Source organism: Flavobacteriales bacterium, assembly GCA_026129465.1.
Taxonomy (GTDB): domain Bacteria; phylum Bacteroidota; class Bacteroidia; order Flavobacteriales_F; family PHOS-HE28; genus PHOS-HE28.
Map to the genome: position 1 here is coordinate 1700302 of JAHCIA010000001.1, position 24139 is coordinate 1724440.

Sequence of the window (24139 nt, forward strand, 5' to 3'; positions counted from 1 at the left end):
ATCACGCGACCTGCTACGACCCGCCACAGGCAAAGGATACCGGGTGCCCTCACGATCCGACCAAAGCACCCGATCGGCCTGACCGATCACCAGCGGACACCGATGACCACCCTCGGGAACCCACGTCCTGCGATCGCGTATGAACCGGCTCGACGCGCACCCGATCGCGCAGCACAGCACCCCGGCATGCAGCATTTCAACCTCTGTGTCATCGGTGGCGGACCCGCAGGATACGCGGCCGCCATGCGCGGCCTGGACCTGGGCCTGAAGGTGATGATGGTGGAGCGCGACCGGGTGGGCGGTACGGGCATCTACAATGGCGCGTTGACCAGCAAGACGCTCTGGGAGATCGCCCAGCGCGTATCAAGCACCAACGAATTGATGCGTACCCGGGGCCGGGAACCATTCCGGCTGGGCTGGAATGAGATCCAGAAGACCTTGAATGAGGCCACCTTCGAGCGCAAGTACCTCCATGCCTGCCACATGCAGCTGCTCGCCGCGCAAGGACGGGCCGAGGGCCTGGGCGAATTCCGGCACGAACGCGGGCTGGCCCATCTCACCGGCCCGCATACCGTGAGCATCAAGCGCGGCTCGCAGCTCACCGATGTATCCGCGGACCATATCATCGTGGCCACCGGCAGCCGCCCCCGTGTGCTGCCCAACATCCCTGCCGACGAGAAGCACATCCTCACCAGCGACGGCATCTTCCAACTGGAAGAGCAGCCCGCGAGCATCGTCATCATCGGCGCCGGTGTCATCGGCTGCGAGTTCGCCACCATCTTCTCCAACCTGGGTGGCACGCGCGTCCATTTGATCGACCGTGCGGAACGCATCCTGCCTTTCGAGGACGAGGACGTGTCCGAGCTCATCGCCAAGAACCTCGAGCGCAAGGGTGCCATCATCCACCGCAGCGCCAAGTTGGAACGCATCGCCGTGATGGACGGTGAGGTGGAATACCTCCTCTCCTATCCCGAAGGCCGCACCGAAACGGTACGCGTGGAAAAAGCCCTGCTCTCCGTTGGGCGCATCCCCAACCTGGAGGGACTCGGCTGGGAGAACACCGGTGCCGCCCTCGATCCCATGACGGGCATGCCCTTGATCCAGGACAACGCCACCAGCCTGCCCCACCTGCATGTGGTGGGCGACGCCACCGGAAAGAACATGCTGGTGAACCTGGGTGAGATGCAGGCCCGCCGCGTGGTGGCCGCCATCGCGGGAGGCACCTCCAGCGAGGTGAAGAACGACAATGTCAGCACCATCATGTTCCTCGACCCCGAAGTGGCCGGGGTCGGCCTCAACGAGCAGGAGTGCCGCCAACGGGGCATACCCTATCGCCTGGCGCGGATCGACTACTCCTGCCTGGCACGCGCTATCGCCATGCGCCGCACCAAGGGCTTCTTCAAACTGCTGGTGACCAATGACGACCAGATGCGTGTGCTGGGCATGCGCGCCGTGGGGGAACACGCCTCCAGCGCCATCCAAGCGGTGGCACTGATGATGCGTCTGGGCACACCCATCGAGGAACTCGCCTGCCTGGTACATCCGCACCCGAGCATCACTGAAGGCGTGCAGGAATGTGCCCGCATGCTCCTCGGCCGGTCCATCTTCAAGCCACAGGTCTTCGGCGACCGCATGCGCTGCTATGCCTGGTCGCCCGCCGTGGAAGGACTGGTGGCCGCGTGATGGCTACGGTGGCCCCGGATCGCTGAAGCGATCGTCCGTCAAGAAATCCTGGTCCGTGAGCGTGTGCAGGAAGGCGATCAACTGGGCTTTTTTCTCAGGCGTGAGGGACAACCCGCCCTGTGTGTACTTCATGTTCGGGTCAATGGTGGTGCTGGGGTGGCCACCGCTGTTGTAGTGGTCGATCACCTGCTGCAGCGTCTCAAAGCGTCCATCGTGCATGTAAGGTGCCGTCAAGGCCACATTGCGCAGGCTGGGGGTCTTGAACTTGCCATTGTCCTGCGGCAGACCGGTGACACCACCGAGCCCCAGATCCGCCCAAGCGCCTTCGGGATCCAGGCCGTTGTTGCGCAGGATGCCATCGGTGAAGCGTCCACCGCCATGCGGGTGGCAATGGAAACAATCCGCGCCCCACTGCCCACCCAACCCCAGGGCCGGATCACCGCCCTCCAGAAGCGTGAGCTGGAAACCGAGCTGCTCCTCGATGGTGAGCAACTCCTCGCCGCGCATGAATCGGTCGAACTTGGAGTTGCCGCTGATCATGGTGCGCAGGAACTGGGCGATGGCCTTGCTCACCAGCACCGAGTCGATGGTGGTGGTGCCGAAGGCTTTGCTGAAAAGGTCCCGGTAGGCGGCATCGTCCTGCAACTTGGCCACGGTGGCGGGCCAGCTCTGGTGCATCTCGATCGGATCGGGCACCGGGAAGAAGATCTGCTGCTCCAAGGTGAGCGCACGGCCATCCCAGAAGAAGCGGTTCTCCCAGCCCAGATTCTGCAGGGCCATGCTGTTGCGTGTGCCCTGCAGGCCCTGTATGCCAGTGCTGAAGCGATCGCTGTCCGTAAAGGCGATGGACTGCGCATGGCAGCTGGCACAACTCATGGTGTTGTCGCCGGAGAGGCGGTTCTCATGGAACAGGTGCCGCCCCAGCTTCACGCCCTCCACCGTCAACGGATTGTCCGGCGGGATGGGCATGGGCGGGAAGTTCGCCGGTATCTGCAGCGTATACGGCGTGGGCTGGTGTCCGCCCGGTCCCGGGGGGGCGGGATCGTCCGGATCGGGTCGGCGGCAGGACGTTTGGGCCAGCACCAGGATTCCCAGGCCAAGCAGGGCGATGTTCCGCAGCTTCATCATGGTACCTGGTCGATATCGCGTTCGTCGGTCAAGGCGTGCAGGAAGTTGATCAGGTCGGTCCTGTCCTTCGCGGTCAGGTTGAGACTGTGCATGAGATGGCTCAGATTCGGGTGGGCCTCGCCGCCTGAAACATAGTGGCTGATGACCTCATTCAACGTGGCCATGGATCCGTCGTGCATGTAAGGTGCGGTCAGGGCCACGTTGCGCAGCGAAGGGGTCTTGAACTTCCCCTCATCGGCGGCATCCAGCGTGATGCGCGCACGGCCGGGATCGGCGTAGACCTGGTACAGGCCGATGTTATGGAAGTCATGGTCGCTGAGGTCGAAGTCCGAATGGCATTCACGGCAGCCGGTGGAGGGGCTGTTGAAGAGCAGCCAACCGCGCGCCTCCGAAGGCGTAAGTGCTTCTGACTCGCCTTGCATGTAACGGTCCCAGCGAGACCAGCCACTGATCAGCGTCCTCTGGTAGTTGGCCAGTGCCCGGGTGATCACCCAGCCATTCATCGGCTTGCCATAGGCCACCTGGCTCAGCCTGGCATAGGGCTCCACATCGCGCAGCAGGGCCGCGGCCGCATGGATGTCGTGGTCCATCTCCTTCGGGTCATGGATCGGTGCTATGGCCTGCTGCTCCAGGGTGGGCACGCCGCCATCGCGGAAGAAGCTCGAGTGATAGCCCACATTGGCCAGGCCTGGAGAGTTGCGCTCACCCAGGCGCCCTTCGATGCCCGTGCTCACCGCCGTCACATCGCTGAAGGCCTTCTCTGGCAAGTGGCAACTCGCGCAACTGATGGTGCCATCGCGCGACAAGCGGGGATCGAAGAAGAGCGCCTTGCCCAGCTGCACGGAGGCCGTCGTCAGCGGATTGTCCGGGGGCGTTCCAGGCCACGGAAAGCCCACCGGCAACTGGAGCGCGAAAGGCGTGTCGCCATCCTGCGGCATGGTATCCAGGTCGCGGCGGCAGGACACCAACAGCAGTGCGAGCAAGGCGATGTACGCGGACGTCCTCATTCCACCGAAAAGCTGGCCACCACGTTGTTCACCAGTTTCCATTGCAGCGGCAGGTTGTTGCCGTGCGCGCTGTTCTCTGTGGCCAGATCGATGCTGTACTGGTCCGTGTGGAGGAATCCTTCGACCGCCACGCCCACCACCAATTCTGTCACCTGCCCGGGTTCCACCACGATCCCAGCACCAGGCTGCAACTCGAACTCGACGTAGCTGGGTTCCATGCCCGGGTGGATGGAATAGGAGGCGATCAATGGTCCGGTGCCTTGTGGATCGGTGTCGTAGCGGCCCTCGAACATCACATAGCGATAGCCTGTGGCCCAGGTCCAGTAGGTGCCGTTGCTCACGCTCAGCGGGTGGCCCGGACCATAGTTGGCCGGATCGGCATAGTTCAACTCCTCCGGCACACCGAGGCCCGCCCGAAGTTTCGCCCAAGTGCCCGTTGCCACTGTCCACTCCAGGCTAACCGGCCCGTTGTCGAAAACGAAAAGGTCCACATCCTTCACCGCCAGGGTGTCGTCACCGGCGATCAGCCGCACATCGCCGAAGTACATCTTCAGCAGTTCCACCGTCACGCGATAGTCATTGTGGTCGCGGTACTCGGTGAACCGCTGGAAGGGCTGCCCATCCCAGGTGGCTACGAGCGTGATGCGCAACGTGCCTTGGTCCAAGACCGTGGTGTCAACGGGAGGTGCCACCGGTGGCATCGGTGGTACGGGCGGATCCACCCGACAACCGGCCAAAGCCAGGGCCACCCCGGCAGCGATGATGTATCGGCTGATGCGCATCGATCCCATTCCCATGCAAGACGCCCCATCCCTGCCCGAAGTTCGATCGGCAGGAAGAAAACCGGCGCCCCAAGAGCACATGATCAAAGGTACGGCGCCATCGACCGGGGGAAGGGTGACACGCATCACGCCAGGGCTATCTTCCCCGCGATGTTCACCCTCCTGCACAGCGGTGCCGGCGCCGGGAAGACCCACGCGCTGGTGAAACATTACCTGAGGCATTGCCTTTCGGGCGATGACCCAGCCGCCTATCGCCATGTGCTGGCCCTCACCTTCACCAACAAGGCCGCGGCGGAAATGCGCGCGCGCGTGCTGCGCTACCTCAAGGCCCTGGCGGCGCAGGACACCGGCAACAAGCAACTGGAGGATGTGATGACCAGCCTGACCCACGCCGCGAAGTGCGATGCGGTCACGTTGGCCCGGCGAGCGGAAGCGACCCTGGGCCACATGCTTCACCATTGGGGAGATGTGTCCATCAGCACCATCGACGCCTTCACGCGCCGGGTGGTGAAGCCCTTCGCGCGCGACCTGCGGCTGGACCACGACCTGCGCATGACCACCGAAACGGACCACTACCTCGGCCACGCCGTGGAGCAATTGGTCGCGCAGGCGGGCGTGGAACCCAACCTAACGGGCCTGCTCTCGGACGCCTGCCTGCAGTTGCTCGACGATGAAAAGGGCTGGGACCCAGAACCGCCCTTGCGCGAACTGGGCAAGCAACTCTTTCGCGAGGATGCCATCCGGCCCCTGGCGGAACTCGGCGCCATGGACGCCGAGGCGGTACAACGGCTGGCGCGGCGGTTGCGCGAACAGGTGGCGGGCTTTCGCAAGCAGGTGCAGGCAGTGGGCCGCGAGGCCTTGGAGCTTCTCCAGAAAGCCGGTGTCACGGCCGAGGACATGGCCCACGGCACGAATGGTATCCATGGCTGGTTCCGCAAACTCAACCTGCTCGATGTCAAGTGGGACGAACCGGGCAGGAACACCTTGAAGCCGTTGGAGACCGGCGTGTGGCACAGCGCCAAGGCCCAGCCTGCAGCGAAGCGTGCGTTGGAGACACTGTCGGGCGACCTGACGGAACTCTTCCACCGCGCGTTGGAACTTCGCGATGCAGGGTATCGAACGTTCCTCCTGCGCGATGCGGTGGCCCGGGAACTCGTCACCGCCTATGCGCTATGCGCTCTGGGAGAGCAACTGGAGAAGGCCAAACTCGAGGAGGGTGTCACCTTTTTCAGCGACCTCACACGCAAAGTGGCCGAGGTGGTGCGGGGTGAGCCGGCGCCCTTCATCCACGAACGCCTCGGCGCGCGATACAGGCACTACCTCATCGATGAGTTCCAGGACACCTCACTGCTGCAGTGGGGTTCCTTGCTGCCCTTGATCCATGAAGCGCTCTCCACCGGCGGCAGCGCATTGCTGGTGGGCGATGCCAAGCAGGCGATCTACCGCTGGCGCAACGGCGAAGTGCGGCTCTTCCGCGACCTGCCCCGCGTCTTCGGACGCGACCCCGCGGACGAGGCCGAGGCCGAGCGCGAAGCGACCCTGAAGCGGTACTACCAGCCGACCCCACCACTGGACCACAACTACCGCTCGGCCTCCACCATAGTGCACTTCAACAACACGCTTTTCGCCCGGCTGCAGGAGGGTCTTCCTGAAGAGTTGCGCGCCATCTATGCGGACCATGGGCAGCGTGTGGTACAGCAACGGGAAGGCTACGTGCGCCTGGAGCGCCTGCCAGCCGACGCGACCGGCGATGGAAGGGAAAGGGCCATGCTGGACCACATGTTGCGCCAGGTACAGATGGCGCTGGATGATGGCTTCGCGCCGGGTGACATCGCCGTGCTGGTCCGCACCGGATCGCAGGGAAGATCCGTCGCCAAACATATGGTGGCGCAAGGCCACGCTGTCATTTCACCGGATGGGCTCCGGCTCGGCGGCGACCCGGTCATCAACCTGATCATCGATCTGCTCCGCTTCCTCCATGCCGGGGAACAGGCCCTGGCCGCACGAGTGATCCAAGGCCAGGCGAGACTGCTGGCCGCCAGCGACGACCTGTTCGTGGAACCCTTCGCTGGCGATGCCGGACAGAAAGACCCGGCCGCTCGGCTCCGACGTTGGCTGATCTCCCATGGATCGCCGCGCCTCCGCACCACACTCACCGCACTCATCGCGCAACTGGCCCGTGCGCATGGCATCAGCCCGGCCACCGATGCGCAAATGCTCACCCTGCTCGATGAAGCGCACCAATACGCCACGCGACATGGACAGGACATCGGCGGTTTCCTGGACCATTGGGAACGTGCCGGTGGGCAGCGCTCCGTCGCGGTTCCCGCGCATGGCCGCGCTGTGCAGGTGATGACCGTGCACAAGTCCAAAGGGTTGGAATTCCCGGTGGTGATCTTGGCGGACAGCACAATGGGTTCCTCGCCAAGACAAGCGGAGCGGCTCTGGGTGCGGCCCGGCGTATCAATACCGGAATTGCCTGTGGCGCTGGTGCGCGACACAAAGCCGTTATCGGAAGCGGGGCTGCCTGAGATCGAGGAGGAACATGCCATGCGCGGACTGGATGCCCTCAACCTGCTCTATGTGGCCTGTACGCGCGCGGTGCAACGGCTGCACCTGCTGGTGCCGGAGCGTGGCGCCGACGTCCTGAACAAGGGCGTGCTCGCCCACATGGATGAACATGGCCGGGATGGCGTGCTGGAGATCGGGCAGCGAATGCCGCCATGGGAGGAAGATGATGGTACCCAGGCGGACATGCTGCAGGATGCGGGCGGCCTGGACGGCATGCCCTCCCTGGCGATCCGCTTTGAAGCACCGGAGGAATGGGACCCGCAAGATCCCCTGGCCGCCGACGCCCAACGCCGGCATGGCGAAGTGGTGCACGCCATCCTCGCGCGCATCATCACCGCCGATGATGTGGAAGCCGCTCTGGCGCAGGCCGTAGGGCGCGGTGAACTGGCCCCGTCGGAACCCGACGCACTGGCCAGCCAGCTAAAGGAAATACTCGCCGCTCCGGCCATGCTCAACTGGTTCGGGGCCGGGTTGCAGGTGCGCAACGAGGCCACGCTCATCACTGCCGAGGGCAAAGCCCTGCGGCCCGATCGGGTGGTGCGGGAAGGCGATCGCTTGCGCGTGCTGGACATCAAGACGGGACGGCGCAGCGACAGGCACCACGAGCAGGTGCGCGAATACATGCGGCACCTCGGCGCCATGGGGCATGCCGGCGTGGAAGGTGCGCTGCTCTATATCACCGAAAGAGAACTCGTTCCCGTTTCGCCATGAGCATCCATTGGTCCCTCGGCGATATCGAAAGTCTTGGCGTGCATGGCCTGCACGAAGTGCTTCGCTTGCGCACGGACGTGTTCGTGGTGGAGCAACGTTGCGCCTACGCCGAAGTGGATGGACGCGATCCCGAAGCCCTGCATCTGCTCGGCCGCGATGATATCGGCGGGCTGGTGGCCTATGCCCGCATCCTGCCGCCCGACGGGAACGGTCATCCGCACATCGGACGTGTGGTGGTGCGCGCCGATGCGCGTGGACATGGACTGGCACGTGAGCTCATGCTACGTTCCATCGAAGCCGTGCGCGAACGCTTCGGACAGGTGCCCATCGCGGTCTCCGCCCAGACCTATCTCGAAGCGTTCTATGCCGGGCTGGGCTTCGAAAGACAAGGACAGGACTACGACTGGGACGGCATAGCACACGTGGACATGCTGCTGCCCGCGTGAGGGATCAGCGCAGCAGCGAGAAGTGCCCTTGGTACTCCTTGCTATATGCGCCCCATTCCTTGATGCGCGCCGTGTAGACATACACGCCCTGCGGATGGTCGGCGCCATTCCAGCCCTGCTTCGGATCGTCGGTGCTGAACACCAGCCGGCCCCAGCGGTCGTGGATCATCAACTCGTAGAAACGCGCACCGATCACCGTGGGCAGCCACACCTCGTTCACCTCGTCGTCATCGGGCGTGAAGGCGTTCGGCGCCCAGAAGATATGGTCCGAGACATAGACCATGCGCAGGGTGCTGTCCGGACAGCCGTTGGGCGAGACCACATACTGCCAGATCTCGTACTGCCCGCCATCGGAAAAGAAATGTGTGAAGGTGGGCGAGTTGTACGTCTGTCCATCCACCGTGTAGTACCAACTCACCGCATCGTAGGCGAAGTCCTCTATTGACACCACGGGATCGAATACGCTCACCTCATTGGGCAGGGCGGTGAAGGCCGCGATGGGGTTCGGATAGACCACCACCTGGTCCGGCCGGATGCGCGTATCGCTGGCGATGCAGCCCATGGTCGTATTCACGGTGAGCGTCACCGTGTAGCTGCCCGGCGCCTGGTATTGGTGCACCGGATCGCTCGCCGTGGAAGTATTCCCGTCGCCAAAGTCCCACAGGTACGCCATGGGCGTGAGGGCTTCACTGAGATCGGTGAAGGCGAACCAAGCCCCTACGCAGGCCTGGCTTTCGCTTGTGAAGTCGGCCACAGGGAAGGGATGTATCTCCACCGTTCCGGTATAGCTGCCCTCGCATCCGTTCGCTTCCACATCCACGGTCACCTCGTGCACACCCACCTCCGCAAAGCTTGAACTGGCCGTGACCCCGGTGCCGGCGGCAGGCATGCCCGAGCCGAAGTTCCATACGAACTGGGTGCCCGCCCCGAAGTTGCCCTGCGCGGTGAAGACCACCGGCTGGCCCGGGCAGGCGATGGGCGGCTCCGCGAAGGAGATCGGGATGTCCGTGTAAACATCGAAGACCGCCGTGGTGCTGTTCGGGCAGGGTCCATTGGGATCGGCGGTGAGCGTTACCGTGTAGGTGCCGGTCTGCCCGTAGGTCCAATTGGGGTTCGTGGCGGTGGAGTTGTCATTGGCGCTGCTGGGATCGCCGAAGTCCCAGAGGTAGCCGGATGCGCCCTGGCTCTCGTTGGTGAATTGCATCGTGAGTCCCGTACAGAAAGTGGTCTGTTCCCCGATCGCCGCCACAGGAATCGGAAACACCGAGACCTGGCCGGTGAAGCTCTCCGTGCAGCCGTTCTCGCTCACTGTCACCGTCACGTCCTGAGTTCCGATCGGTTGGAAGGTGACGTCCACAATTGCGCCTTGCGCCATGGATGGCGTGGCCGTGGGGCCGAGGTTCCAGGTCACCGTTGCCGCACCGGTGAAATTGCCCGTGGCGGTGAGTTCGGTCATGGAGGCCCCACACAAGGCCTCCGGGGGCTCAAAGACCGGGTCGAGTGGCAGGAACACGCTGTACACCGAGGTGCTAGTATCGGCGCACGGCCAGCCGGGGTTGGCGATGAGTGTGACGGTATAGCTGCCCGGTGCGGGATAGGTGTAGGTGGGTGTGGCCAGGTTCGAGGTGTCGGCCAGCGTGGTGGGATCGCCGAAGTCCCAGAAGAAGAACTGGCCGTTGACACTGTTGTTGCCGAAGGTCTGTGTAAGACCCAGGCAAGCCGCGCCCGATGGCTGCCCCGCCACCACGGAAACGATGTTGGCGTCGCATACCACCACCACGAACATGAAATCGCGGCGGCCTTCACTCAACAGCACGCCGTTGCGGTACTCCTTCACACAGACCCCCACGGCGTAGAAGCCGATCTGCGTGGGCGTCACCGTGAGGATGCCGTTGTCGGCGTTCACGGTCATGGCCGGGTTGGAATTGATCTGGTTGTTCACGTTGTAGCCGGCCGCCCAAGGCACGAAGGCGTAAGGAGGCGCTGCCGGAAACGGTGCCGGATCGAACTGGCTGCCGCCGTGGTACGGCGTGCACAACTCGTACACCAGTTCATCGCCATCCGGATCGCTGGCACCGTGATCGAAGACCAGTTGCTCACCCACACACAGCACAATGGGCGGATAGTTGTCGAAACGCGCGCTGCTGTTCTGGCTGTTGGGCGTACCGGGGATCTTCACCGTGCAGGTGAGGCCCTGCGCACCGGGGTTCACCAGGTTGAGGATGGCCGGCACCCGGCAGCAACGCTGGTAGGTGAGCGTGTAGCCCCCGGGTGTGGGGGGCAGGCTCACCACGGTGGAATAGGTGGTGGTGGCGATGCACAGATTGGGGGGCGCCTGGAGGCAGGGATTGCCCACCACGATGGGGATCTGGATCTCGCCGGGAAAAGGGATGCTCAACGTGGAATGCAGGCCTCCATTGGCATTGAAGATCCCGATGGTGACATTGGCATCGAAGCCGGTGATGCCCGGGCCGCAGTCGCGATACAGCTTCAGGTGGACCTGGTAGTTGTTGTTGCCCAGGTGGTCGTAGTAGATCTCCCCGCCGATGATGTGGGCACCCTGCAGGCCAGTGACACAGGCCGCGGTCAGCAGGAGGGTGAGGAGACGGCTGCCCATGACAGGTTCACGACCTGAAGATAGGCCTTCCGGTTGCCCGGTGCTGTCCAAGGCCCGTTCCGTTCCGAACGATCCCCGGTTCAGCGCAAAAAGGTGACGTGACCGGTGAACTCCCTTCCATCGCCCAGCTTCAGCACATAGTAATAGGTACCATCAGGAACACCCACAGCCCGCCATTGGTTGGCATAGTTGCTCGTCGCGAATACCGACTGCCCCCAGCGGTTGTAGATGGTCAGCTCATTCTCGTAGTACTGCACATTCACGATCGTGAAGCTGTCGTTGAGGCCGTCACCGTTCGGCGTGAACACGTTGGGGATCTCGATGTCCTCCGGAATGATGACGTAAGTGATCGAGTAGCTGTCCGTACACCCGTCCGCGGTGGTCACCACCAGGGTGATCGTGTGTGTGCCGGGTGTGGCACCCAACCAGTCCCAGGTACCACCACCCTGCTGCGCCAGATTGTTGTCCAGCCACCAGGCCAGCCCCGTGATGGACGCTCCGTTGCCCTGGCTGCCATTGGTGAAGAAGACATTCGCGCCGGCTGGCTGCGGCGATGGCGGCTCGAAGGTGAAAAAGGCCGTGGGCTGCGGGTGGGAAATGACCGAGGCGGTGTAGGTGCCCGTGCAGCCGTTCTCCGACACGGTGACCGTGACCGGTTGAACACCATTGGTGCCGAAGGCCGCCTGCGCCGGGTTACCGGTGGCCTGGGGTGGTGTGGCACCCGGCCCGAAGGACCAATTCACCGTGGCGCCTGCACCGAACGTGCCCTCCGCCGTGAACAACACCTCGATCGGGCCGCAACTGGGCTCGGGTACCTCGAAGAATGGCGCCGGTGTCGGATAGAGCGCATAGACCGCCGTGGCCGTGTCGGCGCATACCGTGCCCGGGTTCACGATCAAGGTGATGGTGTACGTGCCCGGAGCGGCATAGGTCCAGGAGGGCGCGGCCAGGTTCGAGGTGTCCGCTTCCGTGGCGGGATCACCGAAATCCCAATGGAAGAACTGCCCGCCAATACCCGTGTTCACAGGTTGCACGGTCAGGTTGCCGGTACAGAATTCGGTCTGCGGCGCTATGGCGGCGGTGACCGTGGCATCGCAGGGCACCACCGAGAAAAGGAAATCCCGGATCACCACCGACAGGAGCTGACCGTTGCGGTACTCCTTCGCCGCGATCGCCACCACGAAATCCCCGATCAGCGTGGGGGTAAAGGTGAGTTGCCCCGTGACCGGATCGACCGCGATGGCGGGGTTGGAGGCGATCTGGTAGCTCTCCGAGTAGCCCGGCCCCCAGGGCACCTGGATGTATGGCGGCGGCGCGGACTGGGCCGGATAGGGCGTGGCCTGGCTGCCACCGGTGAAGGGGGTGACGAGCGAATACTCGAGCTGGTCACCATCGGGGTCCGTCGCCGAATGGTCGAACACGAGCGGTTCATTGAGGCAGATCGCCACCGGAGGCAGGTCGTTGAAGCGTGGGGAGCTGTTCACTTCAGCGCCTGTTCCAGGGACGGTGACCGTGCAGGTCTGCCCCACAGCGCCCGGGTTCACCAAGTTGATGATCTGGGGTTTGCGGCAACAGCGCTGAAAGGAGATCACGTAGCCATCCGGTCTGGGGGGCAGGTTGAGAATGGTGATGTAGGAAGTGGTCTCCACGCACAGGTTGGGTGGCAGGGTCAAACAGGGCGTATCCAGTACCACCGGGATGAAAGTGCTCCCGGCATAGGGGACACCTACGAGGCTCACGAAACTGCCATTGCCCCCGAATACCGTGATGTTCCCGAAATTGTCGAAGGGAGCGCCCGGGCCGTTGCAATCGCGGTAGAGCGTCAGCGTCACCTGGTAGTTGTTGTTGCCCAGGTGGTCGTAGTAGATCTCCCCGCCAATGATGTGCTCGGCCCGGAGAGGGGTGGCCAAGGCGAGTGAAAGCCAAAAGAACGAGCGGATCCGCATGCTGGTCATGCGGCCAAAATAGCCGTTCCACGTTCAAGACTCCGAACTTCCCTTCCAGCGGTCGTGAAGATCTTGCCAGTCGCCGGGGGCCAAGGGCACATAACGGCCATCGGCCAGGGCGATCATTTCCACGATGCGCAGCTTCTCCGGATAGGCCTTCGCCACGACCTCGTGCAACAGCACCCGGCGGCCAACGAACTGGATCTCCGTGAACCGGTCCGGCGCCTCGATCCGATAGGCATGGCGTCCATCCGCCGTGCGCCGGTATATCGGGAAGGTCTCCAAAGTGCCGGGTCTATCTTCCGCCGCCATGTCCGCCCATTCTCCCTTCCTGGAACGCCTGGCCGGGGCACTGCTCGCCGCGCATCCCCACGGACTCCAGGATGTGGCCGTGGTGCTGCCCGGGCGTCGTGCGGGAATGGTGCTGCGAAAGTATCTGGCGCAGGCCACCGGCCGGCCGCAATGGAGTCCGGCCCTTTTCGACATGGGAAGCTTCCTGGAAGCGGTCTCCGGAATGCGCCGGGGGGGGGCGGTGGAACTGCTCTTCATGCTGCATGCCGCACATCGCGAGGTGGCCGGTGCCCGGGCACAGCCCTTGGATGCTTTCCTCCAATGGGCGCCGGTGACACTGCGCGACATGAGCGAGGTGGACCAGCACCTGCTGGACCTGGACAGCCTCTACCGCCAGCTTTCCTCCTATGAAGGGATCGATGCCTGGAGTTCCAGGCTGGACGGCCCCAGCGCCGGTATGGAGCGCTGGTTCGGCCATTGGCTGGAAACGGGCGCCCTTCACAGGGCCATGTCCGAACGCATGCTGGCCGCCCAGGTGGGAACGGCCGGTGCCGTGGCCCGTGCGGCGGCCGGCAAGGCCATGGGTGGTGGCATCACCTGGCCATGGGAGGCGGTCTGGTTCGCCGGATTGAACGCCTTGGAGCCGGCGCCCACCGCGGTGGTGAAGGCAATTCAAGAGGCCGGAAAGGCTGAACTCGCCTGGGACACCGACCACTGGTACCTGGACGACCAAGGCCAGGAGGCGGGCCGGTACCTGCGGCGATCCATGTCCGCGCTGGGTGCGGGTGGGATCCCACCGCGCGATGACATCCGCAGCGCAGCAAGATCGATCGATATCGTGGCCGTCCCGGATCCCGTGGCTCAGGCCGCTTGGGCGGCCCAGCACATCACGGAAATGACCCCTCAGGAGCGGGCGCACACCGCCGTGGTGCTGGCCGACGAACAATTGTTGATGCCGCTCCTGGAAGCCCTGCCGGTGGACATAGGCCCGGTCAATGTCACCATGGGCCTGCCGCTCACGGCACTGCCCATCCACGGGTTCACGGAATGTTTCCTGGACCTGCATGCCGGGCATGCGCCGGATATCGGCTTCCGGCTGAGCGATGCCGAACGGCTCTTCTCCCACGCCATGGTGTCCCAGGGCTACGACGCACAGGCGCTCATTTCCGCGTGGCGTTCCGCAGGCAGCGCTTCGCTGGGAGCGGACCGGATAATAGCGGCCTGGGCAACGATCATATCGCCCCATGTCGATCGGCTCACCAGTGCTCTTCGCCCCGTCGCCGATCCGGTGATGGATCTGCCGGAGCGCTTCCAAGCGCTGTTCAGTTGGGCCATGGCCTTCGCCCAGGACGATCCACTGCGTCGCGAGCAGCTCTACCGCATGGCGCGTTCGCAAGCGGCACTGGACAACGAATTGAAACGCCATGCCCCAGGCCCCCTGGGCATGGAGACCTACATGGTCCTGCGTGACCGCCTGCTGCGCGAGGAGCGGGTAGACCTTGTTGGCGAACCATTGAGCGGCCTCCAGGTGATGGGGCTGCTGGAAACCCGTGCCATCGACCATGCGCAAGTGGTCCTGCTGGGCGCATCCGAAGGTGTATTGCCGAGGGCCGAAGGCGAGCAGAGTTGGATCATCAATGAGGTGCGCCGCAGCCATGGTCTGCCCCTGCATCATGACCGGGAGGCCATCACCGCCTACCACGTGACGCGCCTGCTGCATGCGGTTGAAACCCTGGTGGTGGCGCATCCTGCGGATGCCTCCGGCGAGCAACCCGGCCCATCACGCTATCTGGCACAATGGGCCCATGAACTGCCAGGGCGATCGGCGACCCGGATATCCTTCAGCACCTGTCATGCCGCCATGCCGGTGCGCCGTGCCCCCGGCATCGCGGTGGCCAAACAGGGCCAGGTCCTGGAAAGGTTGGAACAGTTGCTGGCCAGGGGACTCTCACCCTCCATGCTCGCCAATTGGCTCCAGTGCCCCTTGGACTTCTACTTCGCCCACCTCATGGGCATCCAGAAGGCCGATGAGCTTGACGGCCGCTTGGGCAGCGATGTGTTGGGCGAAGCTGTGCATCACGTCATGGAGGAGGTCTATCGTCCTTGGATGGGTGTCCAAATGGAAGGTCGGGTGCTAAGTGATCTGGCGGACCGTGCCCACGATCTGCTTGTCGGCCGGCTGCGCCGCACGATCCCCAATGCCACCCTGCAATGTGGGCAGCACCGGCTACGCGTCGAAATGGCCGCCCATGCCATGGCGCGCCATGCTCGTTCCGAGGCGCAAGCCGTCTCCGTGCGACATACGGTCGCCATCGCTTTGGAAAAGGTGGTGGCCGGGGAGTTGCCGAACGGGATCCGGCTCAAGGGCAGGATCGATCGTGTGGAGGAACGTGATGGACTCATCCACATCCTGGATCTCAAGACCGGTGGCGTGGATGGGACCGCGCTGAAGTTGAAGACCTTGGGGCGAGAAGGCATCCGAGGGGAACATGCGCAAGCCTTGCAGCTCCTCATCTACGTCTGGGCTTTCCTGCAACAGAACCCCGCGATCCCGGAGGTATCCGCGGCCATCATTCCATTGCGCCAGCACTCTTCGGCCGATGGGGTACCCTTGGTGGTGGAAGGCGACACACGTATCCACAGGAACAAGCTGCCGGGTATCACGGACCTGCTGGTGCGTCTGGTGGAGGAATTGCGCGATCCGGCACTGGCCATCACCCACACCGAGGGAAGCCGTTGGTGCCGTGCCTGCTTGAAGGATTGATCAAGGCCCCTGGCGCAGGGACCACAGAAAACAAGAAGGGCCGATCCAGCAGGATCGGCCCTTTGATGGGAATTTGGCGATGTTACTGCCGCACGATCTTGTGCACGGAGGTCACATCGCCACGCTTGATCTTCAGGAAGTACACACCGCTGGCCATGGAGCGGATGTCCATGTCGCGGCGGTAAGTGCCTTCGAGGGAGAGTACCGCATCGGTGAAGATCACCTGGCCCATGGGGTTGTGCACCTCCACGGTGGTGTTCACCGCGGATGAATTGGTGAAGCTGAAGGTGAACTGGCCGTTGTTGGGGTTGGGCTGGATCGATACGCTACCCTCGTCCATGGAGGCGAGGCCCTTATAGATGATTCCCGTACGATCGACGCCACCCAGGGAGAGGTAGAAATCACCATTGTTCTTGGCCTCCCGGGTCCAGTCGTCGTTCATCAGCTCGAAATCGGCGGTACCCGCCACTGGGATGCGGGCGATGGTGTACTCCTGGCCGGCCGCCCAAGCGGCATCCAAACTGGACATGGGTGTCAGACCGAAGCCGGCGAACACCTGGTAATTGTTGCCACTTGACTGCCGCACCGCGCCGGAACGCGCAATGGGCAGGTAGCTGGCCACAGCCCCTTCCTGCATGGGGGTGCCCAAGCTGGCGTTGGCTGAAGCATCCCACCGGATGGTGAACACCACGGCGGAGAAAATGCCATCGAAGGAGGTCTGGGGACGGACGGTCACTTCCAAGTGACCTTCACGCTGATAGAGGCCGATGTCCACCGGACTCTGGGACTGGACCATGGGTCCGGCCAGGAGGGCTGTCAACGCGGCTACGACGGGGAGGGAGTTGGGATTCCGGATCATGGCGGCAGGCTTGAGGTGTCGGTTCCAGTTGAGAATGAGGAGCGTTCTACGCGCGTGGCCCCCAAGAGGTTGGCGGCCCGGCGGACCGCAAGATAGAAGCGCACCCGGCCAGATGCAAAACCCGTTTCTCCACAGCTTGTGCGAATGGAGCGATCCCAAGCATGGCATCCGGCGGTCCTGAAAACCGAACAGGAGTCCCGGGGGACTCCTGCGCGGTAAACCTGCAAGGAAATTGGAACCAGTCCAAGGCTTGGAAGATCGGCCTTGGTGATAGGAAGACGCCGGCCCAAAGAAGTGGTTGCCGCCCCCCTGAAAAAAAATCAGTGGGTGAACTTGTAGCCCACCCCCCGTACGGAGTGGAAGTGCTTGGGCCGCCTCGGGTCGGGCTCGAAATACTTGCGGAAGGACACGATGAAATTGTCCACGGTGCGGGTCGTGGGAAACACATCATAGCCCCATACCTTTTGGAGGATCTCCTCCCGGCTCACCACCTCCCCGGCCTGCTCCATCAACAAGCGCAGCAGGAGCGCCTCCCGCTGGCTCAAGGCGTGCTGGCGGCCATCGTAGCCCCTGGCCTCATAGCTGTTGAAATCCACCTGGTTGCCACCGAAATCGACCTTTGCGGGGAGGGCCGGAGGAAGGACCTCCGCATGGCGGCGCAGGAGGTTGGCCACCCGCAGCAACAGTTCTTCCAGCTCGAAGGGTTTGCCCAAGTGGTCGTCGCCGGTGCGCAAGCCCCTGATACGGTCGGCGGCGGCCGTACGGGCGGTGAGGAACAGCACCGGGGTGGTATTGCCCTCCAAGCGGACCGTTTCCACCACGGAATAGCCGTCCATGCCGGGCAGCATCACGTCCATTACCACCAGATCGAAACGAGCACCACGCAGCCGCTCCAAGGCTTCCGGGCCGCTGGTGGCCATGGTCACATCATGGCCCTCCAGTTCGAAATTGAGCTTCAAGGTGAGGCGCAGGGAGGATTCGTCCTCCACCAACAAGATCCGGTGCCGGATGGCGTCAGCGTCCATGTGGCAAAGTTCGGCCGGATACCTTCGCAACGCGATGCGATTCACCCCGGAACATGCCACCCGCGCCAATGCCCTGCGCCCGGGCACCCTGGTGGAACACCTCGGAATAACCTACCACGTGGACGGTGATGGGAACATGTGCGCCACCATGCCCGTGGAAGCGAGGACCCATCAGCCCATGGGCCTGCTGCACGGTGGGGCCACGGCGGCCCTGGCCGAATCGCTTGGCAGCATGGCATCGGCGCTGATCGTGGACCTGGAAAGGCAGGCCGTGGTCGGCATCGAGGTGGCCGCCAACCACCTGAAGGGGGTGCGCAGCGGCCTGGTCACCGCCACCGGCGAGATCATCCACCTGGGGCGCACCACCCACGTATGGGACATCCGCGTGCGCGACGAACAAGGCGCGTTGGTGGCCGTTTGCCGGTTGACCAATCTGGTGATCGAACGGCGCTGATATGGTGGACATGCTCGGGGCCTTGCGCCATGTCCTGGAACAGGGGATCCCCTTCGCGGCTTTCCGCTGGAAGGGAATTACCCGGCTTTGGGCCACCCAACAGTTCGTGCATGCCGATCCCGCCCAACTTGAGCTCAACAGCCGGTGTTTTTTGGTCCGGCCGTTCGACCGGAATGGTCCATGGGGCGCCATCCTGGACCCTGAGGTGGAGTTGGACCTGGATGCCCAGCGGATCGACCTGGATGCTATCACGCCGCTGCAGGGCTTCACCATTCCCTTGGCAGATAGGCCGCCGGTGGCTTGGGCGCGGGAGGACCACCTGGTCGCCGTGGAAGAGGCGAAGCGGCACATGCAGGATGATGGTCTGCACAAAGTGGTCCTCGCGCGCACCCTCTCCATCCCCTTCCCCATCCAGCGACTGCCCGAGCTTTTCATCGAAGGTCTCGCGGCCCATCCGAACGCCTTCGTATGCATGGTCAACTCCCCCTTCGGCTTGTGGCTGGGCGCTTCACCGGAGAGGCTGGTATCGGCGGAAGGTGGCCAGGTGGCCGTGGATGCCATCGCGGGCACGATGCCACTTGATGCGGCTCCGAAGCATGAGGCCGGATGGGGCGCGAAGGAGCGGGAGGAACAGGAGATCGTGACCCTGGCCGTGGAGGAAGCGTTCCGGGAACTTGACCTGCGGGAGGTGACCAGGGAAGGTCCGGACGTATTGCGCGCAGGCCACATGGCCCATTTGCATACGCGCTTGCATGCCCGCATGGGTGGCGTGCCGCTCGCCCGGATCGTGGACCGGTTGCACCCGACGCCTGCCGTGTGCGGCACGCCTACGGAGGCGGCCATCCGCTTCATCCGGGAACACGAGCCGCAGGACCGTTCGCTCTATGGCGGCTGCTGGGGGCCATGGGACGTGGACGGCCGAACGGAATTGTTCGTGAACATCCGTTGCCTGCGTGCCACCCAGGACCACGTGCACATCCATGTGGGTGGGGGCATCACGGCGGCCAGCGTGCCGGAGGATGAATGGCGTGAGACGGAACTCAAAGCCCAGGCCTGGCTGCGACCCATCGAGGCCATGCTGGCCCGGATACCTTAGCGCCCATGCCCACCAGCGACCATTTCGCCGCCGCCGAACTCGCTCGGCTCTGTGCCGCCAAGGGCATCCGCCGCGCGGTGGTCAGCCCAGGCTCGCGCAACGCTCCCTTGGTGATCGCCTTCGATGGCGAACCGGCGATCCAGTGCCTGCAGGTGATCGATGAGCGCAGCGCGGCCTTCTTCGCCCTGGGCATGGCACAGCGGGCACATGCACCCGTGGTGCTCATCTGCACCAGTGGCAGTGCCGTGCTCAACTATGGACCCGCCATCGCCGAAGCCTTCTACCAGCGCATACCCCTGCTGGTCATCACCGCAGACCGTCCCGAGGAATGGGTCGATCAAGGCGAGGGGCAGGCCATCCGCCAGGCGGGTGTGCTGGCCCTGCATATGAAACGCAGTGTGCAGTTGCCCAGAAACCCGGCCGATGAACTATCCCGCTGGCACTGCGGCCGGTTGATCAATGAGGCGATCGACGCCACACTGCTGCCCGTGCCGGGTCCGGTGCATGTGAACGTGCCTTTCGCGGAACCACTGTATGGTCAGGTGGAAAAGCACGACCACCCGGCGCGTCCGATCGCGCAGGTGATGACCGAGAGCTTCATCCTGCCCGAACATGCACGCTGGCTGATCCAGCAGGTGTCCAGCACGAGGAAGATGCTGGTGCTCGCCGGGCAGGGCCTATGGAGCCCGCAGTTGAAGGAACAACTCGAACGCTTCGCCGCCCTGCCGCAATGCGCTGTGCTCACCGAGGCCACATCCAATTTGGACGACAGCGCCTTCATCACCTGCATCGACCGGGTGATCGAAGGCGTGAACGATGGCCATGCCGCCGCTCTGAGGCCCGATCTGCTCATCACCTTCGGCGGGGCGGTGGTGAGCAAGCGCATCAAAGGGTTGATGCGTCAATGGAAACCCGCCATGCACTGGCACATCGACATCGGGCAGCGGCACTACGACACCTATCAGAGCCTGACGCATGACATCGCCACCAGCCCGGAGGTCTTCTTCGCGCAACTGGCCGAACAGGTGAAGCCTTCGGAAAACGGGTACGGGGAAGCGTGGCGCGCGATCGACCGCCGGACCACCTCACTGCACCACGCCTACCTGAACGACACGCCATGGTGCGACCTGAAAGCGTTCGAGACCATCCTGGCGAGGATCCCGGAAGGAAGCGATGTGCACCTGGCCAACAGCACGCCCGCGCGCTATGCGATGCTCTTCGAGCGCAACGGCACCCACCGTTGGTACAGCAACCGCGGCACCAGCGGCATTGACGGCTGCGTGAGCACGGCCGTGGGCGCGGCCTTCGTTTCCGAACGCCCCACCACCCTGATCTGCGGCGACACGGCATTCCTGTATGACAGCAACGCGTTCTGGAACAAGCACCTGAGCGGAGACCTGCGCGTGATCGTCATGGACAACGGCGGCGGCAACATATTCCGCTACATCCCCGGCCCGGACAGCGATCCCGCAAGGCTGCACTGGTTCGAGGCACCGCATGGCCGCGACCCCCTGGCCCTGGTGCGCAGCTACGGCCTGCCCAACTACGAGGCCTTCGACAGGGCTTCACTGAAGAACGCGCTGGAACAACTCTACGCGCCCCATGACCGGCCTGCCGTGCTGGTGGTGCGCACCGACGCGGAGATCAGCCCGAAGGTGTTGCGCGGATATTTCAAAGCCTTGCGCGATCCACATGGCCCACCTTGAGACCTGGCTCCACGCCTTCCGTCTGCGCACGCTTCCCCTCGCGGTGAGCAGCATCATCGTGGGCAGCGGGCTGGCCGCCTTCGCCGACGGCTTCCGGCCGCTGGTGATGGCCCTCGCCGTGCTCACGGCCGTTCTGTTGCAGATACTCAGCAACCTCAGCAACGACCTGGGCGACCACCAGCACGGCACCGACAACCCCGACCGCGTGGGACCGCAGCGGGCCGTTCAGAGCGGTGCGATAACGCCCGCGACGATGAAGCGCGCCATGTGGACCTGTGGCCTGCTCGCCTTCGCCAGCGGCCTCGCGCTCATCGTCACCGCGCTCGGCTTCTCCTGGCCCACGTTGGTCTTCCTGTTCATCGGACTGCTGGCGCTGGGCGCGGCGGTGCGCTACACCTACGGACGCAACCCCTATGGATACGGCGGCTTCGGCGATGCCAGCGTATTCCTCTTCTTCGGCCTGGTGGGCGTGCTTGGCACCTGCTACCTCCACACGCAACGGTTCGAGATCGGCCTGCTGCTGCCCGCCGCGGCCTTCGGCTTCTTCAGCGCCGGTGTGCTCAACGTGAACAACCTGCGCGACATCCGCAACGACAAGGCCAGCGGCAAACTGACCCAGGCCGTGCGCATGGGCTTCGAGGGCGGCAAGGGCTACCACGGCATCCTCATCACCGGCGGCCTTTCGTTCCTGATGCTTTTCACCGCGCTGCACTTCCGTGGCATGCCGCAATGGGGCTTCCTCATCACCACCCCCATGCTTGCCGCGCATCTTCGGCAGGTGTTGCGGACGCACGATCCCGCGGCCCTCGATCCGCAGTTGAAGAAGCTGGCGCTGGGTACCTTCGCCACGGCCGTGGCCTTTTCCATCGGCCTGTGGATGGTCTGAATGCTACGCGCACGCTGGATCGAACGCACGCTCACCCCACGCTTCACGCTGGGCACCAGCAAAGGCAGCATCAAGGCCCGTACGGTATGGTACCTGATCGCCTGGGACGATGAACGTCCGGCCGTGAAAGGCATCGGTGAGGCCGCGCTCTTCCCCGGCCACAGCAAGGAATTCCCGGCGGATGTGAAGGTGAAGCTGATCGAGTTGTGTGAACGGACGGACAATTGGGCGCAACGCCTTGGCACCGACCTGGTGGACGTGCCCAGCGTGCGCTTCGCGGTGGAGCAATGCCTGAAGGACCTCGGGGCCGGCGGCACCAAAACGCTCTTCCCATCGGACTTCACCCTGGGCCGCAGGCCGATACCGATCAATGGCCTGGTGTGGATGGGCGACCTGGCCACGATGAGGACACGCATCCGGGAGCGGATCTCCGAAGGCTTCACCACGGTGAAGATGAAGATCGGCGCCATCGGGATCGATGACGAGCTGGCATTGCTGCGGTCGGTGCGCGATGAATATGGTCCGCAGGACATCACCCTGCGCGTGGATGCCAACGGCGCCTTCTCCCTGCAAGAAGCTTCGCGCATTCTGGAAGAACTGGCGAAGCTGCAGGTGCACAGCATCGAACAACCCATCGCGCCTGGCCGCTATGAGGCGATGGCCGAACTCTGCGCCAGCTCACCGGTGCCCATCGCGCTGGACGAGGACCTGATCGGCCTGAACATGCCAGACAGCAAGGTGGACCTGCTCGATCACGTGAAGCCACATTACATCGTGATCAAACCCAGCCTCGTGGGCGGGTGGGCCGCCACACGCGAATGGATCGATCTCGCCGAAGAGCGCGGCATCGGCTGGTGGATCACCTCGGCACTGGAAAGCAGTATCGGCCTCAACGCCATCGCGCAGTTCACCGCCACCCTGCCCATCGCCATGGCGCAGGGACTGGGCACCGGGCAGGTCTACATGGACAACATCCCATCACCGTTGCTGGCGGAACGCGGCTTTCTCCACTACCGCCCCGAAGAAGCCTGGGACCTTTCCTCCCTGGGCATCTGAACATCGCCAGGCATGATGGCCGCCGCACGCGAATACACGGGCATCGCCAAGGCCTTCGAGCGTATCGTCATCGATGGCGAGGAACTCACCGCGTTGATCGCCTATACACGGTTCCACCAAAAGGTGAAGCGCAATGGCCCGGCGTGGATGAAGGCCGTGGAGGACACCCTGTTCGACCTGGGGATGCGCCGTGGCGGCATGCGCGCCACCAGCAGCGGCACCACCGGCCCGCCCAAGCGTTTCACCATAACGCGCCGCGACCTGGTGATGAGCGCACGCCTCACCGGCAAGGCTTTCGGCCTGCGCCCGGGTGATCGGGTGCTGCATGCCCTGCCCAGTGATTTCATCGCAGGCAAAATGATGCTGGTACGCGCCTTCGCCCTGGGCCTCGACCTGCATCTGATCGATCCACGCGGGAGCGTGCTGGAGAAGCTGCGCACCGAAGAGCGCTTCCGTTTCACCGCGCTCGTGCCGCTGCAACTGCATCGTGCCATCCAGGAGGACCGGGCAAGGGTCGAGCGGCAGTTCCGGACGATACTGCTCGGTGGCGGACCCGTGAGCGAGGCTTTGATCGAGGACCTTCAGGACCTGGATGTGGAGGTGTTCCAGAGCTACGGCAGCACGGAGACCGTCACGCATGTGGCGTTGCGCCGCTTGAACGGACCTGATCGCGAAGAGCGGTTCATGGCCATCGGCGATTGCCATTTCGCCCGTGACCCGCGCGGCTGCCTTGTGGTATATACGCCGCACCTCACGACCAGGCAGCATCTCACCAACGACCTGGTGGAATTGATCGACGACCGCCGATTCCGCTGGCTGGGCCGCCACGACAACGTGATCCTCAGCGGCGGCAAGAAGATCTTCCCCGAGCAGCTCGAATCGAGGACCGCCGGGATCATCCCCTATCCGCATTACTTCACCAAGGTGGCCGATGACGTGCTGGGCCAGGCGGTGATGCTGGTGCTGGAGACCGATCGCCCCCAGGAGGATGTGCTGCCCGAGGTGTTGGAAAAGGTGATGTCCGCCCTCCATCCGCACGAATGGCCGCGCCGCGTGCAGGCGCTGCGGCGGATCCAACGCACCAGCGCGGGGAAGATCATCCGCGAGTGAT

The 24139-nt window shown here is 63.9% G+C and carries 18 protein-coding genes; 10 read left to right on the top strand and 8 right to left on the bottom strand.

The window, feature by feature from the left end:
• Window positions 1-186: 186 nt before the first annotated feature.
• On the top strand, window positions 187-1683 hold the full coding sequence (locus KIT10_07240) for an NAD(P)/FAD-dependent oxidoreductase (protein MCW5899049.1): 1497 nt from the start codon (window positions 187-189) through the stop codon (window positions 1681-1683).
• 3 nt (window positions 1684-1686) lie between these two features.
• Here the strand turns inward: KIT10_07240 and KIT10_07245 are convergent, their stop codons facing one another.
• The 3 genes from KIT10_07245 to KIT10_07255 are packed head-to-tail and all read right to left on the bottom strand — an operon-like array spanning window position 1687 to window position 4468.
• Entirely contained in the window at window positions 1687-2808 is a 1122-nt protein-coding gene (locus KIT10_07245; GenBank protein ID MCW5899050.1) for a cytochrome-c peroxidase, read from the bottom strand.
• Window positions 2808-3818 carry a cytochrome-c peroxidase gene (locus tag KIT10_07250; GenBank protein MCW5899051.1) on the bottom strand — a complete coding sequence of 337 codons (1011 nt, stop codon included), beginning with the start codon at window positions 3816-3818 and terminating at the stop codon, window positions 2808-2810. Before KIT10_07250 ends, KIT10_07245 begins: the two co-directional genes overlap by 1 nt.
• On the bottom strand, window positions 3815-4468 hold the full coding sequence (locus KIT10_07255; protein ID MCW5899052.1) for a hypothetical protein: 654 nt from the start codon (window positions 4466-4468) through the stop codon (window positions 3815-3817). Before KIT10_07255 ends, KIT10_07250 begins: the two co-directional genes overlap by 4 nt.
• Before the next feature lie 282 nt (window positions 4469-4750).
• Here KIT10_07255 and KIT10_07260 point away from each other — a divergent pair, with 282 nt between their 5' ends.
• Window positions 4751-7882 (top strand): UvrD-helicase domain-containing protein, encoded by a 3132-nt coding sequence (locus tag KIT10_07260; protein MCW5899053.1) that lies wholly within the window; start codon window positions 4751-4753, stop codon window positions 7880-7882.
• A complete protein-coding gene (locus KIT10_07265) occupies window positions 7879-8328 on the top strand; it encodes a GNAT family N-acetyltransferase (GenBank protein ID MCW5899054.1) in 450 nt (149 codons plus the stop codon). Before KIT10_07260 ends, KIT10_07265 begins: the two co-directional genes overlap by 4 nt.
• A 4-nt stretch (window positions 8329-8332) precedes the next feature.
• Here the strand turns inward: KIT10_07265 and KIT10_07270 are convergent, their stop codons facing one another.
• The 3 genes from KIT10_07270 to KIT10_07280 form a co-directional block, all read right to left on the bottom strand.
• Entirely contained in the window at window positions 8333-10945 is a 2613-nt protein-coding gene (locus KIT10_07270) for a PKD domain-containing protein (protein MCW5899055.1), read from the bottom strand.
• Between the two features lie 80 nt (window positions 10946-11025).
• Window positions 11026-12900, bottom strand: coding sequence for a gliding motility-associated C-terminal domain-containing protein (locus tag KIT10_07275; GenBank protein MCW5899056.1), 1875 nt, complete (start codon window positions 12898-12900; stop codon window positions 11026-11028).
• Window positions 12901-12924: 24 nt separating this feature from the next.
• Window positions 12925-13203: a hypothetical protein gene (locus KIT10_07280; GenBank protein MCW5899057.1), complete on the bottom strand. Its 279-nt coding sequence runs from the start codon at window positions 13201-13203 to the stop codon at window positions 12925-12927.
• Between KIT10_07280 and KIT10_07285 the strand changes: the two genes are divergently transcribed.
• A complete protein-coding gene (locus KIT10_07285) occupies window positions 13202-15946 on the top strand; it encodes a PD-(D/E)XK nuclease family protein (protein MCW5899058.1) in 2745 nt (914 codons plus the stop codon). The two genes, KIT10_07280 and KIT10_07285, sit on opposite strands and share 2 nt — an antisense overlap.
• An 82-nt stretch (window positions 15947-16028) precedes the next feature.
• Here the strand turns inward: KIT10_07285 and KIT10_07290 are convergent, their stop codons facing one another.
• Both KIT10_07290 and KIT10_07295 read right to left on the bottom strand, forming a co-directional pair.
• On the bottom strand, window positions 16029-16805 hold the full coding sequence (locus tag KIT10_07290; protein MCW5899059.1) for a T9SS type A sorting domain-containing protein: 777 nt from the start codon (window positions 16803-16805) through the stop codon (window positions 16029-16031).
• Between the two features lie 320 nt (window positions 16806-17125).
• Window positions 17126-17830 (bottom strand): response regulator transcription factor, encoded by a 705-nt coding sequence (locus KIT10_07295; GenBank protein ID MCW5899060.1) that lies wholly within the window; start codon window positions 17828-17830, stop codon window positions 17126-17128.
• A 34-nt stretch (window positions 17831-17864) separates the two neighbouring features.
• Here KIT10_07295 and KIT10_07300 point away from each other — a divergent pair, with 34 nt between their 5' ends.
• From KIT10_07300 to KIT10_07325, 6 genes are read left to right on the top strand one after another with little or no spacing between them, the layout of a single operon-like run.
• A complete protein-coding gene (locus tag KIT10_07300; protein MCW5899061.1) occupies window positions 17865-18284 on the top strand; it encodes a hotdog fold thioesterase in 420 nt (139 codons plus the stop codon).
• 1 nt (window position 18285) lies between these two features.
• On the top strand, window positions 18286-19380 hold the full coding sequence (locus KIT10_07305; GenBank protein ID MCW5899062.1) for a chorismate-binding protein: 1095 nt from the start codon (window positions 18286-18288) through the stop codon (window positions 19378-19380).
• 5 nt (window positions 19381-19385) lie between these two features.
• Window positions 19386-21086: a 2-succinyl-5-enolpyruvyl-6-hydroxy-3-cyclohexene-1-carboxylic-acid synthase gene (gene menD / locus KIT10_07310; GenBank protein ID MCW5899063.1), complete on the top strand. Its 1701-nt coding sequence runs from the start codon at window positions 19386-19388 to the stop codon at window positions 21084-21086.
• On the top strand, window positions 21073-21972 hold the full coding sequence (gene menA / locus KIT10_07315; GenBank protein MCW5899064.1) for a 1,4-dihydroxy-2-naphthoate octaprenyltransferase: 900 nt from the start codon (window positions 21073-21075) through the stop codon (window positions 21970-21972). Before menD ends, menA begins: the two co-directional genes overlap by 14 nt.
• Window positions 21973-23028 (top strand): o-succinylbenzoate synthase, encoded by a 1056-nt coding sequence (locus tag KIT10_07320; GenBank protein MCW5899065.1) that lies wholly within the window; start codon window positions 21973-21975, stop codon window positions 23026-23028.
• Between the two features lie 12 nt (window positions 23029-23040).
• Entirely contained in the window at window positions 23041-24138 is a 1098-nt protein-coding gene (locus KIT10_07325) for an AMP-binding protein (GenBank protein MCW5899066.1), read from the top strand.
• Window position 24139 lies beyond the last annotated feature (1 nt).

What these genes read in the sequence shown, in the direction of transcription:
- KIT10_07285 (MCW5899058.1), top strand. Translation starts at nt 13,202, where the DNA reads ATGTCCGCCCATTCTCCCTTCCTGGAACGCCTGGCCGGGGCACTGCTC.
- KIT10_07260 (MCW5899053.1), top strand. Translation starts at nt 4,751, where the DNA reads ATGTTCACCCTCCTGCACAGCGGTGCCGGCGCCGGGAAGACCCACGCG.
- KIT10_07320 (MCW5899065.1), top strand. Translation starts at nt 21,973, where the DNA reads ATGCTACGCGCACGCTGGATCGAACGCACGCTCACCCCACGCTTCACG.
- KIT10_07240 (MCW5899049.1), top strand. Translation starts at nt 187, where the DNA reads ATGCAGCATTTCAACCTCTGTGTCATCGGTGGCGGACCCGCAGGATAC.
- menA (MCW5899064.1), top strand. Translation starts at nt 21,073, where the DNA reads ATGGCCCACCTTGAGACCTGGCTCCACGCCTTCCGTCTGCGCACGCTT.
- KIT10_07290 (MCW5899059.1), bottom strand. Translation starts at nt 16,805, where the DNA reads ATGATCCGGAATCCCAACTCCCTCCCCGTCGTAGCCGCGTTGACAGCC.
- KIT10_07300 (MCW5899061.1), top strand. Translation starts at nt 17,865, where the DNA reads ATGCGATTCACCCCGGAACATGCCACCCGCGCCAATGCCCTGCGCCCG.
- menD (MCW5899063.1), top strand. Translation starts at nt 19,386, where the DNA reads ATGCCCACCAGCGACCATTTCGCCGCCGCCGAACTCGCTCGGCTCTGT.
- KIT10_07245 (MCW5899050.1), bottom strand. Translation starts at nt 2,808, where the DNA reads ATGAAGCTGCGGAACATCGCCCTGCTTGGCCTGGGAATCCTGGTGCTG.
- KIT10_07265 (MCW5899054.1), top strand. Translation starts at nt 7,879, where the DNA reads ATGAGCATCCATTGGTCCCTCGGCGATATCGAAAGTCTTGGCGTGCAT.
- KIT10_07280 (MCW5899057.1), bottom strand. Translation starts at nt 13,203, where the DNA reads ATGGCGGCGGAAGATAGACCCGGCACTTTGGAGACCTTCCCGATATAC.
- KIT10_07295 (MCW5899060.1), bottom strand. Translation starts at nt 17,830, where the DNA reads ATGGACGCTGACGCCATCCGGCACCGGATCTTGTTGGTGGAGGACGAA.
- KIT10_07325 (MCW5899066.1), top strand. Translation starts at nt 23,041, where the DNA reads ATGATGGCCGCCGCACGCGAATACACGGGCATCGCCAAGGCCTTCGAG.
- KIT10_07270 (MCW5899055.1), bottom strand. Translation starts at nt 10,945, where the DNA reads ATGGGCAGCCGTCTCCTCACCCTCCTGCTGACCGCGGCCTGTGTCACT.
- KIT10_07305 (MCW5899062.1), top strand. Translation starts at nt 18,286, where the DNA reads ATGGTGGACATGCTCGGGGCCTTGCGCCATGTCCTGGAACAGGGGATC.
- KIT10_07250 (MCW5899051.1), bottom strand. Translation starts at nt 3,818, where the DNA reads ATGAGGACGTCCGCGTACATCGCCTTGCTCGCACTGCTGTTGGTGTCC.
- KIT10_07275 (MCW5899056.1), bottom strand. Translation starts at nt 12,900, where the DNA reads ATGACCAGCATGCGGATCCGCTCGTTCTTTTGGCTTTCACTCGCCTTG.